Raw genomic sequence first — 12066 nt, forward strand, 5'->3', positions numbered from 1 at the left:
CCCCTGTAGCGATCGAGACAAGGTGTGATGGCCGATCAGCTAGCCCGGAACATCCCTGGTGTGGCCCCGGTGGTGCGCCGGAATGCCGCACCGAACGCACTGGTCGAGTGGTAGCCCACGCGCTCGGCAACCTCTTGCAGATCCAAGCCGTGTGCAAGAAGCGTCACCGCCCGTTGGGCGCGCACCGCTGACACCCACTGCCCGAAACTCATCCCGGTCTCCGACCGAAATACCCGGGTGATGGTTCGCGGGCTGACGCCGAGGAGCCTTGCCCAGTCGGACAGCGTTCGCATGTCACTCGGATCGTCACCGATCGCGTCGACGATGGGTTGCAGAAGCGCCGAGTCCGGCACCAGAACCAGCAACTCGTTGGGTGACGGCGCCAGTACGTCGATCACCATCTGCTCTGTGAGCGAGCGCGAAGAGGTTCCGAGTGAATCGTCTGCCAGTCGCTCGAGGAGGTTCCGCAGCAGCGGAGTTACCTCGATCGCCACCGGCACGTCGGACAGAGACGGAACCGATGCGATGTCGAGCTGAGCGGCCCGATACCAGGTTCCGGCGGGCGCGATCGCCGAGTGCAGGACGCCGGCGGGCATCCACAGACCGACGGTCGGGGTGATCGTCCACGTGCGCGATCCCACCGTGGCGCTCGACGCTCCTCGCTCGTTCCACAACAATTCGTGGGTCGGGTGCGAGTGCGCCTCCCACCGGGTCTCGCGGGAGACAAGTTCGTCCATGCCCGCGATGACAAAGGGCACCTCGACCGCCCCGGCCGAGTAGACCGGGAGCGTCCGACTGTCGACGGTCTCCAACGGGTTCTCCTCGGTTTGCGCGGCTGCTCCGGAGAAAGCATAGGTCGCGGGGATCGGTTGTTGGTTCCTACGATCGCGAGGGTCACCGACCGAAATTCGCCGAGGTGACGTCACACACATTCAAAAATTGCGAATGCACCACAACAAAAAGAAGGTCACAGACCGGAGTCTGTGACCTTCTTTCTTGTGCGCCCGAAGGGATTCGAACCCCTAACCTCTTGATCCGTAGTCAAGTGCTCTATCCGTTGAGCTACGGGCGCATGTTCTGTTGTCTTGCTGGTCTTGCGTGTCTTACCGTCGTACTTTCTATCATTTCTAACCCGCCGGTCAAAATCACCGGCTTGGCGGAGGCGAGAGGATTTGAACCTCCGGTCCCTCGTAAAAGGGACAACTCATTAGCAGTGAGTCCCATTCGGCCGCTCTGGCACGCCTCCCTGGGGGTTCCGATCCTTTCGGACCGCCGGATCGAAAGATTACACACCCTTCGCCACCAAAGGCAAAACGTGTGGTCAGCGCCTTGTCTTGTCGACTTACCGCAGGTGGCTGTCGAACCAGTCGAAGATCCGGGTCTGAGCTTCGACGATCGAAGCCGAGCCAGGGTCGTCGAGGTCGGCGTCCTCGGACAGCTGTGGCGGCTCGTCCGCCCGGTGAGCCAGTCCGGCGTAGCTGACCACCAGTGTCGCGACGTCGGCCTTGGCGGTCGCTTCCCGGAGCAGGGTCACGTGCTCACGCGGCGTGCTGGGATCGTCTTCGCCGTACAGCGCCAGCCACGGCGCCTGCAGGGAAGTGGCCGCGTCGACAAGCGCCTGAGCATCCACCGACAAGGCTTCGACGATTCCCCGGGCGGCGACGCTCACCGCGGCGCCGACCGGACGGCTGGTGGCCACGAGCATCGCGGCGGTACCGGCGTCGTCGAATCCGAGCACCCCGATGGTGTCTGCGAGAACTTCGCGTCCGACGAGCCAATCGAGGGTCGCGTCGAAGTCGGCGAAGAGGTTGTCACCGAACACCTCACCCTGCATGTGTTCGGGTTCGCGGTGAAACAGGTGAGGTGCGACGCTCACCCACCCTTCGCCGGCAAGCGCGCACATCAGATTCAGCAGAGCCGGGCTGAACTTCCGGGCTTCATGCAGGACGACGATCCCGCCCCGCGTCGGGCCGTCCGGCTCCACCACGGTCAGCGGAACAGCCGTGGCGACCTCCCCTTCGGCTCCGCGCAGATACGCGGTGGCTCGGAAGATTTCCGACATCTTCTAACTCTGACACGCAGACGGCCGCTACGCACCAAATCGGTGCGCGCATAATCGACTCGTGACCGCACACATTCGCCCTGACCTCGCCTCCATCCCCGCCTACGTTCCCGGACGCAATTTTCCGGGTGCGATCAAGCTGGCGAGCAACGAAACGACAGTAGGGCCGTTGCCCGGTGTGCGTGACGCCGTCGCCGACGCGGTCGCCAATGCCAACCGCTACCCGGACAATGCCGCGGTCGCACTCATCGAGGCGCTGGCCGCCTTCCTGAAAGTCGAGCCGGCCAACGTCGCCGCTGGTTGCGGCTCCGTGACACTGTGCCAGGAACTCGTGCAGATCACGTGCGATCAGGGTGACGAGGTCATCTACGCGTGGCGTTCGTTCGAGGCGTACCCCGTGGTCACCCAGGTCGGCCATGCCGTCTCGGTCAAGGTTCCGCTGACCGAGGACTTCGGCCACGACCTCGACGCGATGCTGGCCGCGATCACGGATCGCACGCGGTTGATCTTCGTATGCAACCCCAACAACCCGACCGGCAACGCGCTGTCGAAGGCAGAGCTCGAGAGCTTCCTCGACGCGGTCCCGACGCACGTCGTCGTCGCACTCGACGAGGCGTACTTCGAATACTCACGCTCGGACGCCGACGGCATCGAACTGTTCCGCAGCCGCCCCAACGTGGTTGTTCTGCGCACCTTCTCGAAGGCGTACGGCCTCGCGGGAATCCGCGTGGGTTACGCAGTCGCGGATCCGGAGATCATCGTGGCCCTCGGCAAGGTGCACACCCCGTTCACCGTGAGCGCTGTCGCGCAGGCCGCCGCAATCGCTTCCCTGGCTGCAGCAGACGAACTGCTTGCCCGCACCGAAGGCGTCATCGCCGAGCGGACGCGCGTGCGCAGTGCACTGATCGAAGCCGGGTACACCGTCCCCGAGTCGTCGGCGAACTTCGTCTATCTCCCCCTCGGAGAGCTCTCCCCCGGTTTCGCCGAGGCGAGTACCGAGGCGGGCATTCTGATCCGTCAGTACGGCGTCGAGGGCGTCCGGATGACCATCGGCGATCCACACGAGAACGACGCGTTCCTCGCTTTCGCGAACACCGACGTCGCGAAGCAGGCCGCGGGCATCGGCGTCACCGCGTGACACTCGATACATAACTGTTACGCCGAGGACTGGAATTCGTTTCGGCGGACGGGCACACTCAGGGAGGTTCGAGGCCGGTCCGAGTGAGGGAGCACGACGCATGACGCGACGCATGACACGAACGTGTGCCGTGCTCGCAACGACCCTTCTCGCCACCTCCGCGACCTCCCTGAGTGCCGTCGCCACCGCCGAGTCCCAGGACACGGTGTCGGTACGTCTGTTGGCCTTCAACGATCTGCACGGCAGCCTCCGCCCGCCGGAAGGCATTCGCAGCGAGATCAGGCAGGCCGACGGCTCGCTCACCCCCGCAGGTGGCGCGGCGTATCTCGCGGCATACGTGACGCAACTTCGCAGCCAAGCCACCAACTCGCTGCTGTATTCGGTCGGTGACAACTGGGGATCGTCGGCATTGGAATCGGCGATGTTCAACGACGAACCGACGGTCGAACTGCTGAATCGGATGAAGATCGACGCTTCCGCGATCGGCAACCACGAACTGGACAAAGGGCTCGCCGAGTTCCGTCGTATGCAGTCCGGCGGTTGCTCCGCCGTCGACGCGTGCACGTTCAGTCCGTCCTTCGGCGGCGCCAACTTCCCTCTGATGGCCGCGAACATGACGTACACCAACGGCACTCCGGCCACGCTGCCCTTCACCGTGAACATGGTCGACGGCATTCCGCTCGGAGTCATCGCGATTTCCCCCGCCAACACGTCGCAGATCGTCACGCCGGGCGGGATCGCCGATCTGCAGTTCGGCGACGAAGTCGAAGCGATCAACCGCACCGCCGACGTCCTCGACTTCTTCGGCGTCAAAGCCATCACCGTCCTCCTGCACCGTGGGGACGAACCGGCCGTCGAAGGTGGGCCCAACGACTGCAACGTCGAGTCCGGGCCGGCCCGCGACATCGCCCTTCGCGCCTCACCGAAGGTGGACGTCATCTTCACCGCCGACAGCCACCAGCAGTACAACTGCGAATTCCCTGATCCCGCAGGCAATCCCAGAGTCGTGATGCAGGGCGCTTCGCACGGCCGGATCGTGTCCGTCGCAGACGTCACCATCGATCGCAACACACGCGAGGTCGTTCGCGATCAGACGTCCGCGTTCAATCAGATAGTGACACACGATATTTCGCCGGATCCCGATATTCAGGCTCTCGCCGACCGGGCCTGGTCGGAGGCGTCGGACAGCGCTCAGCGGCCGGTGGGGACCATTACCGCCGATCTGACACGCGACCGCGTCCCCAGCGGCGAATCGACACTCGGCAACCTGGTCGCCGACGCTCAACTCGCCGCCGGATCGACACGAGGCGCCCAACTAGCGTTGACGAACCCCGGCGGCATGCGCGAGGACTTGGACTTCGGCACTTCCGGTCAGGTCACCTACCGCCAGGCCTACGGTGTTCAGCCATTCGGTAACAGCCTCGAGGTGCTCTCCGTCACAGGAGCGGTGTTGAAGGACGCTCTCGAACAGCAATTCCAGATCGACCTCGACGGCACCGCTACCGAGCGCATCCTCTCCCCGTCCGCGGGCTTCACCTACGCCCTGGACCGGCGGGCGGCACCAGGCGCGCGAATCTCGGAAATGCGCTTGAACGGGCAGGACATCGCGCCCGACGCCGTCTACAGCGTCGTGGTGAACAAGTTCCTCGCCGAGGGCGGGGACGGCTTCACCGCGCTGAAGAACTCCACCCAGATGACCGGTGCCGGCAACGACCTCGACGCCTTGACCGCCCTGTTCGCAGCCGGGTCGCCGGTCTCGCCACCTGCCACCGACCGCATCCGCACCATCGGCTGACTAGGCATCCCCGCGCTCGATTGCCTAGTCTCGACGGGTGATCATCGCGACCCATAACGGCAAGTTCCATGCAGACGACGTCTTCGGCGTATCGCTGCTCAAGCAGCTGTACCCCGACGCCACCGTCGTTCGCAGCCGTGACGAGTCCGTCCTGGGCAGCGCGGACATCGTGCTCGACGTCGGCGGTCGCTACAACCCGGCCGAGGGTCGCTTCGACCATCACCAGCGCGATGCCGGCGAGCGCAGCAACGGCATCCTGTACTCCGCTTTCGGTCTGCTCTGGCAGGAATACGGCCTGCAGTTCTGCGAAGGCGACGCCTCCGTTTTCCGCCGAATCGACAGTCGTCTGGTCGAGGGCATCGACGCCGTCGACAACGGCCAGGAGATCTACACCCTCAACGACTACGGCACCAAGCCTTTTGATCTGTCGTCGGTGCTGGACCTGTTCAATCCGATCTCGTCCACCGACGAAGAGTTCGACACCCAGTTCGAGCTGGCCGTGGTTCTCGCAACTCAGGTCTTGATTCGCCTGCGCGCCAAGTACGCCGGCGACGCTGCAGCCGAGCGCGAGTTCACCGAGACCTACGAGAAAGCAACGGATCCGCGCTTCGTCGTGCTGGAACGCTTCGTTCCCCACGGCCGCGCCGCGTCGGCCCAGCCAGAACTTCTGTTCACCATCTTCCCGAACACCAACGGCGGCTGGTCGATTCAGACGGTCAAGCCCGCTGACTCCAAGTTCGGTTCACGAAAGCTGTTGCCGGAGCCGTGGCGCGGCCTGAACGGCTCGGACCTTGCCGCCGAGACGGGCGTCGACAGTTCGGTCTTCTGCCACAAAGCTGGGTTCATCGCGGCTGCGCAGACCCGTGACGGCGCCCTCCAGTTGCTCGAACTGGCACTGGCCGAGTAGTTCTCAGCTCACAGCCCAGTTCACATTCCCAGGGCGGTCTTCACTGTCGGCCAGGAATCGTGAAGCGCGTCTTGCCAGTACGGCCATGAATGGGTGCCGACGTTTCGATACGCGAACACTGCGGGAATCGACAACTCCCCTAACCTCGCCTCGAACAGTTGCGTGCACGTGTTTGCCAGTGCCTCGAGCGGCCCGCCTTCGATGGCCGTCTGCAGGCCGCCCGGGGTGAAAATGTTGTCGTATTCTCCGGGTGCGCCCGTGCCCGAGGAAACGTAGATCGTCTTTCCTCGCAGCGTTTCAGCATTGGTGGACGGGTCGTGCTTTTGCCAGTCGGGGTCCGATGACGGGCCCCACATGTTGGTGGCGTCGCCTGCCTTACTGGCCACGGTGAGCCGCACGGAATCCTGCGAAGACGACTCGGAGTTGTCGAGACAGCCACTGTACGAGGCTAATCCGGTATAGAGCTTCGGGTGATGTGTGATGAGGTTGGCCGCGCCGAGCGCACCCATGGACACCCCGCCGACCACATTCGTCCCATTTCCGGAAAACGCAGAATCGATCAACGCCGGAAGCTCTTCAGCGAGAAACGATTCCCACTTGTTCACACCGAGGTTCGGATCGTCGTTCTTCCAGTTGGTGTAGAAACTGCCGGTACCGCCAACAGGGAGAACGACGTTGACGTTCTTGTCGGCGAAGAACGCTTCGATGTCGGTCTTTTGAGTCCAGGTGCTTTCGGAGTATCCGGATTCCGAACCGGCACTGACGCCGTCGAGTAGGTAGAAGGACGGACGCGAACCGGCGCTCGACGCTGGATGCAGAACCTGCACTTGCACCTCGCGCCGCATAGCCGGCGAATCGACGAACACGGCGCTACGAGTGGGCGACAATTGCTCGATGCGATTGATGTGAGCCCCGGTCTGACCTGTCAGATCTCCTGGTGGATTTTCGGGCGCCGGTTCGGCATACGCCACTCCGCCCACAACAAGCGCGAGCACGACCAACACAATCCCGACAAACCCAAATCTCCGCATCCGTCAAGCGCCCCCTGAGCATCGCACGACTATCGCTAACCCTCGATTGGACAGGACGAACGTCCCGAGGTCAACCCACTGGTTGGGATTTATTACTCGCGGGTATCCAATGGAGTTGGACAGTTCTCCACCGATGCACACACAGGTGTGGATAACTTCATTCACATCCACTTCCCAGTTGTGCATAACCTGTGGACTAAAGAATGAATTACACCGAAGTCATTCCTTCTACCTGCATCTTTTCGTTTCCCCACAGTGTGCATAACTTTGACGAACATGCCGGGCACGACAGCGGTTTCCGGGCGTGTCCATGCAGTTCACTCCACCGCGCCACTCTTTGTTCACAGGGACGACAACACCGACCGAGAACGCTCCCCACCCCAGCTTCATACTTGGTGCATGCTGACCGCTCTCCTCGCCGCCACAGCTGTGCTCGCCCTACTGACCCTGGTCCCGGGGCCCGACATGGCCGTCGTGACACAGGCTGCTCTCGGCGCCGGCAGATCCGCCGGTTTCCGGGTAGCGGCCGGCATCGTCTCGGGCCTTCTGGTGTGGGGGCTGCTGACCGTCCTCGGGCTGTCGGCGATCCTGGCAGCGTCGGCGGAGGCCTACACCGTGGTCAAGCTCGCCGGTGCTGCTTACCTGATCTATCTCGGTGTACGAGCACTGTGGGAGAGCCGGACGTCGCGGATGCAAGACAATGCCGACGCTCCACGCTCGCAGAAGGCCGGAACGTGGAAGACGGGCTTCACCACCAACCTGCTCAACCCCAAGATCGCCGTCTTCTACACCGGACTGCTGCCGCAGCTGGTTCCGGCCGGGTGGCCGACGGGACCATCGCTTGCGCTGCTGGTGCTCATCCACGCAGCGATCACCATCGTGTGGCTCAGTGGCTACGTTGTCCTTCTCTCGCGAGCGCGTAGCACCTTCGAGAAGCCCCGAGTGCGACAGGCACTCGAGCGCATAACCGGAACAGTTCTTCTAGGATTCGGAGCGAAGATCGCGCTCGAAGCGCGCTGACACGGCAATCGGAAAAGAGTAGACAGTGGGCGCGTGGGGATCGGGACCGTTCGATAACGACGGTGCAGGGGATTTGATCGCGTCCATCGGACACGGTGACTTCACCTTCGAATCGGTGGAGTGGGCATTCGAGGACGACTACCTCGAGGTGGACGGCGGCCAAATCGCCGTCGCCTTGCTCGAATTGGTGTTGATCGTGCGCGCCGATCGCAAACGCGACCCCGCCGCCCAGGACCTCGATCTCGATTCCTTCACCTCGGCCCTGACCAGCGAACGGCTCACCTGGCTGATCGAGATGGTGGAGCGCACCATCTCCTCGACCGATTCGGAACTGTTCGAACTGTGGGACGAGCAGGGACCGGAAGAGCTTGCCTCGTGGCGCGTTCCCGTCGTGGACGGTCTCGAGGATTTGCGTGTTCTGTCGGTTCAGTAGCCCGCCGACGGATCGATTACCGCAGCAAGGTCCTCACCCGCAGCGAATCGAGCGACGTTGGCGGCCACGTGATCTGCCAGCACACGCGTGAGCGTCGTAGCCGGGTTGGCGACGTGCGGAGTGATGATCGCGTTGGGCAGCTTCCACAACCGGTGCCCGTCCGGCAGCGGCTCGGGGTCGGTGACGTCCAGTGCCGCCCCGCCGATCGAACCAGCTTCGAGAGCATCGACCAGCGCGTCCGTGTCGACCAGGTTGCCGCGTGCAATGTTCACGATCCAGCTCGACTCCGACATCTGGTCCAATTCAGCCTTGCCGACCAGATGCCGCGTCGCGGACGTCGACGGTGCTGCGATCACGAAGTGATCCGCCTGGGACCAGATTTCACCGGTTCGATCGGCCGAGAGCGTTTCGGAGGCACCTTCGACGGGGATTCCCGAGCGTGTGACGGCGATGACTCTGACCTTGGACGCGGCGAGGTACGGGATCAGCGCACGGCCGATTCCGCCGCAACCGATGATCGCCACTGTCGAGCCCTGCAAGGTGCCCACCCGTGGATCGAACTCTTCTTTTCGCCACGACTGCGCCACCAATTGTTCGGGGAGAGAACGCACTCCGGCGAGGAGGAGCATCATCGTATGTTCGGCCACATTGCCCGCGTAAGCCCCGGCAGCGGACGTCCAGACCCGCTTGTCGTCGATCACGTCGGCATCGAACCATGGCTCGATCCCGGCGAAGGGCAACTGCACCCAACGAACCGAGTCAGGTAGCGACGACGGGAACGTGTCCGGACCATGTACCCAGACCACGCCCTCTGCCTCGGCGAGTGGAACGAGAACCCCACCGACTCCGCGAATTCCGTCGGCAATGTGCGGATCCTCGACGGGGCCGAGATGGATGCGAGGGGCGCTGGAGTCTGTCATTTAGGTGCGTTCCTTCGAGAGTGGCGGGGCGATCGGATCAACTCATCGGTGTGCCCCAGCGTACGGGCGCCTCGCCAATTCGGCCCGCCTAGCCGTTCGCCTTTGCGATCGAATCCTTGCCTTCGGCCGCTCCGCCCTCGATGGTGTCGTGCTGGATGGGAACGAACTTCTTCTTCGGCAGCAGGAACAGCCACGTCGCGAAGACGAACGGGCCCGTTCCGGCCGGCAGGCTGATCGGAGCGAACGCAGACACCAGCGTGCCGTGGATGACAACAGTGACCAACACTCCGAAGACGGTGTAGACGAACACACGCCACGACGGGTTGTAGAACACCGATCCGAGAGCAATTGCCGTCAGCACCGAACTGAGCCCGTAGAGACCATTCCCGATGTCGACGGTGTTGGCGCCCAGCGCCAGTACCGAACCCATCGCTATCGCGGAACCGATGAGCGCGAACAACGCCGCCCAACGCGACGCGACCAGCAGCGCGATCACGAAGATAATGCCGGTGACAGTGTTGTTGATCAGAAAGATCTGGGAGACGTTGCGAAACAGCGTGTCCCACAAGAAGTTGAAAGTGATGTCGGCATGAACCGACGCGTCCCCGATGTGCTGGGGAAACTGGCCGGCGCTGAGGTCCGACGTTTCGATCCGCAGGAACTGGAACGCCGCGAGGAGGAAAAACCAGTTGACGAGGTTGAACGGAAAGGTCAGCGCCGGTACGCCCCAGGTCTTGAAGACATTGGCGACAGCCAGGAACGCGATGGTCGACGCGGCAGCTCCCACCACGAGGTAGATCCACAGCATCACGCCACCGGCAAGGAACGTCGGAAATGCAGCTCCCACAAGAATTCCGTTGTATCCGTACAGGCCGATACGCATCGAATCGTCGTCGGAGTGCAGCATCATGCCGGTGACGGTGGATACCACCAGACCCACCACGGCACCGATCGCGACGGTGATCGTGTCCGCGGCTATCGCTCCCCAGAAGATACCGACCAGAAACAGCAGGCCGGTCAGCGCATTGCCCTGGAACATCACCTGCCCGGAGCCTTTGAGATTGGTGTCGATGAATCTGAGCACGACGTTCTTGTCCGCGACGTCGTCCCAGGGTTTGGTGATGGTGGTCATCGCACGTCCCTCGATCCATATCCGACGATCCGCGTCATCCCCAGAGCGGGACGGGCGGAATGGTGGTGTCCAGAACTGCCTTTCGCACCAGAGCCCAGAAATCACGAACCTTCGCCTTGACGGGTTCGCTCTCCGGACCGAGGACTTTGAAGATGAGACCGGCGTCGTTCGGTAGCCGACTCGCTCCGGAAACGACCTTGCCGTCACGGCCCGGAACTACCTCTTCGAGAATGGCGTCGGCGTGCTCCTTCGGTGTCAGCAGGATGACATTGCCGAACACGTCGTGGTCACCCATGATTCCGCCGTATCGCACGGGGAAGCGTGCCGGTTCGATCACCAACTTCTCGGTGAAGAGGTTCTTCCCGTCCGGACGCTCCGCCTTGATCATTGTGGAGTACAGGTCGTAGACGAACATCTCTCCGCCGTCGTGGTACTTGCGACCCGACATCACGATCTCCGAGAACAACAGCGTTGCAGTCGGATCCACCGTGATGTCGGTGCGCGCGTAGTACCTCGCGTTGCGGTGTGGGATCGTCACCCCCGGCATCAGTTCGAGATACGAATTCTCCGCGAGCACCACTTTCTGGAGTTGCGACGCGTGATTGGCATCCATCCGGTGAACCTTGGTGGCCGACTGAGTGGTCACGTGCGCGAGAGAACCCGGCTCCATCTCGATGGTCAGGAACAGTCGATCACCTTGCAACACACTGCCGGACGTCGAGATCATGTAGACGCACGGCATGGTCGGCAACGCTTCGTCCCAGTACAGCGCCTGCTGAACGAGCAACGGTGTCTTGCGGTACATGTCCCGCAGAATCGTCTTGTCGCCACGGTCGACAAATCGCATCTCGAGAACGCCGGTCTTCCCGACCTTGCCGGCCGGAGCCTGCTTCGGCTGGTCCTGGTACTGGTCGAGTTCCGGGATGGTCGGGATCGGACCCGGGAGCGCCCGCGATGCTCCCGGGGCGGGCGGTGCGCTCACGGTGCGCTCGCTCCCACTTCCTCTTCGTCGAAGAGGACTCCGTGCACGATGAGGTCCACCACTTCCTTGATGCCTTCCCCGGTCATGCAATTGGTGAAGACGAACGGCTTGTCTCCCCGCATTCCCTTGGAGTCGCGATCCATGACTCCGAGATCGGCGTTGACGTACGGTGCGAGATCGGTCTTATTGATGACCAGGATGTCGGACTGCGAGATTCCCGGACCGTTCTTACGCGGAATCTTGTCGCCTGCGGCTACGTCGATGACGTAGATGAAGAAGTCGACGAGAGCCGGGCTGAACGTCAGTGTGAGGTTGTCGCCACCACTTTCGATGAAGACCACGTCGGTGTCTGGGAACGTCTTCTCCATGTCCTCGACGGCCGCGAGGTTCATACTCGGGTCTTCGCGAACGGCGGTGTGCGGACAGGCCCCCGTCTCGACGCCGACGATGCGTTCCTCCACGAGAACACCTTTGAGAGCCTTACGCACGTGCTTGGCATCTTCGGTGGTGACCACGTCATTGGTGATGATCAGAACGCTGGTGCCCCGCTTGATGAACTCCGGCGTGATCGCCTCGATGAGTGCGGTCTTACCCGAACCCACGGGTCCGCCGATTCCGATGCGCGTTGTCTTCTTCATCGTTCTCC

The 12066-nt window shown here is 62.8% G+C and carries 12 protein-coding genes and 2 tRNA genes; 5 read left to right on the forward strand and 9 right to left on the reverse strand.

Features of this window, described 5'->3' with window-relative positions; all coding sequences use genetic code 11:
- Positions 1-35: 35 nt before the first annotated feature.
- From EEB12_RS13670 to EEB12_RS13685, 4 genes are all read right to left on the reverse strand, one after another.
- Positions 36-812: a helix-turn-helix domain-containing protein gene (locus EEB12_RS13670; RefSeq protein WP_029537413.1), complete on the reverse strand. Its 777-nt coding sequence runs from the start codon at positions 810-812 to the stop codon at positions 36-38.
- Between the two features lie 187 nt (positions 813-999).
- A tRNA-Arg gene (locus tag EEB12_RS13675) sits at positions 1000-1072 on the reverse strand.
- Between the two features lie 82 nt (positions 1073-1154).
- Positions 1155-1246 (reverse strand) — tRNA-Ser (locus EEB12_RS13680).
- 96 nt (positions 1247-1342) lie between these two features.
- Positions 1343-2062 (reverse strand): dienelactone hydrolase family protein, encoded by a 720-nt coding sequence (locus EEB12_RS13685; RefSeq protein WP_019746473.1) that lies wholly within the window; start codon positions 2060-2062, stop codon positions 1343-1345.
- Positions 2063-2123: 61 nt separating this feature from the next.
- Here EEB12_RS13685 and hisC point away from each other — a divergent pair, with 61 nt between their 5' ends.
- The 3 genes from hisC (at position 2124) to EEB12_RS13700 (ending at position 5902) form a co-directional block, all read left to right on the forward strand.
- Entirely contained in the window at positions 2124-3200 is a 1077-nt protein-coding gene (hisC, locus tag EEB12_RS13690) for a histidinol-phosphate transaminase (RefSeq protein WP_021342511.1), read from the forward strand.
- A gap of 100 nt (positions 3201-3300) precedes the next feature.
- Positions 3301-4995, forward strand: a complete 1695-nt coding sequence (locus EEB12_RS13695; RefSeq protein ID WP_021342510.1) for a bifunctional metallophosphatase/5'-nucleotidase — start codon at positions 3301-3303, stop codon at positions 4993-4995.
- A 37-nt stretch (positions 4996-5032) separates the two neighbouring features.
- Positions 5033-5902, forward strand: a complete 870-nt coding sequence (locus tag EEB12_RS13700) for an MYG1 family protein (RefSeq protein WP_021342509.1) — start codon at positions 5033-5035, stop codon at positions 5900-5902.
- Positions 5903-5922: 20 nt separating this feature from the next.
- Here EEB12_RS13700 and EEB12_RS13705 read toward each other — a convergent pair whose 3' ends face one another.
- Complete coding sequence (locus EEB12_RS13705) at positions 5923-6933, reverse strand: alpha/beta hydrolase (RefSeq protein WP_020905848.1); 1011 nt, start codon at positions 6931-6933, stop codon at positions 5923-5925.
- 399 nt (positions 6934-7332) lie between these two features.
- On the opposite strand from EEB12_RS13705, the gene EEB12_RS13710 reads away from it, so the two are divergent.
- Positions 7333-7953, forward strand: a complete 621-nt coding sequence (locus EEB12_RS13710) for a LysE family translocator (protein ID WP_021332853.1) — start codon at positions 7333-7335, stop codon at positions 7951-7953.
- Between the two features lie 25 nt (positions 7954-7978).
- Complete coding sequence (locus EEB12_RS13715; RefSeq protein WP_020968164.1) at positions 7979-8386, forward strand: DUF4259 domain-containing protein; 408 nt, start codon at positions 7979-7981, stop codon at positions 8384-8386.
- Here the strand turns inward: EEB12_RS13715 and EEB12_RS13720 are convergent.
- The 4 genes from EEB12_RS13720 to ureG form a co-directional block, all read right to left on the reverse strand.
- A complete protein-coding gene (locus EEB12_RS13720; RefSeq protein ID WP_021342507.1) occupies positions 8380-9306 on the reverse strand; it encodes a D-isomer specific 2-hydroxyacid dehydrogenase family protein in 927 nt (308 codons plus the stop codon). The two genes, EEB12_RS13715 and EEB12_RS13720, sit on opposite strands and share 7 nt — an antisense overlap.
- A gap of 88 nt (positions 9307-9394) precedes the next feature.
- The gene (gene yut / locus EEB12_RS13725) at positions 9395-10438 is read right to left on the reverse strand and encodes an urea transporter (RefSeq protein WP_020905834.1); all 1044 of its coding nucleotides are present in this window, start codon (positions 10436-10438) and stop codon (positions 9395-9397) included.
- 34 nt (positions 10439-10472) lie between these two features.
- Positions 10473-11420, reverse strand: coding sequence for an urease accessory protein UreD (locus EEB12_RS13730; RefSeq protein ID WP_021332850.1), 948 nt, complete (start codon positions 11418-11420; stop codon positions 10473-10475).
- Positions 11417-12058 carry an urease accessory protein UreG gene (gene ureG / locus EEB12_RS13735; protein WP_007731713.1) on the reverse strand — a complete coding sequence of 214 codons (642 nt, stop codon included), beginning with the start codon at positions 12056-12058 and terminating at the stop codon, positions 11417-11419. Before ureG ends, EEB12_RS13730 begins: the two co-directional genes overlap by 4 nt.
- Positions 12059-12066: the final 8 nt, after the last annotated feature.

It is taken from the genome of Rhodococcus sp. WS1, from assembly GCF_003797745.1.
Lineage (GTDB): Bacteria > Actinomycetota > Actinomycetes > Mycobacteriales > Mycobacteriaceae > Rhodococcus_F > Rhodococcus_F erythropolis.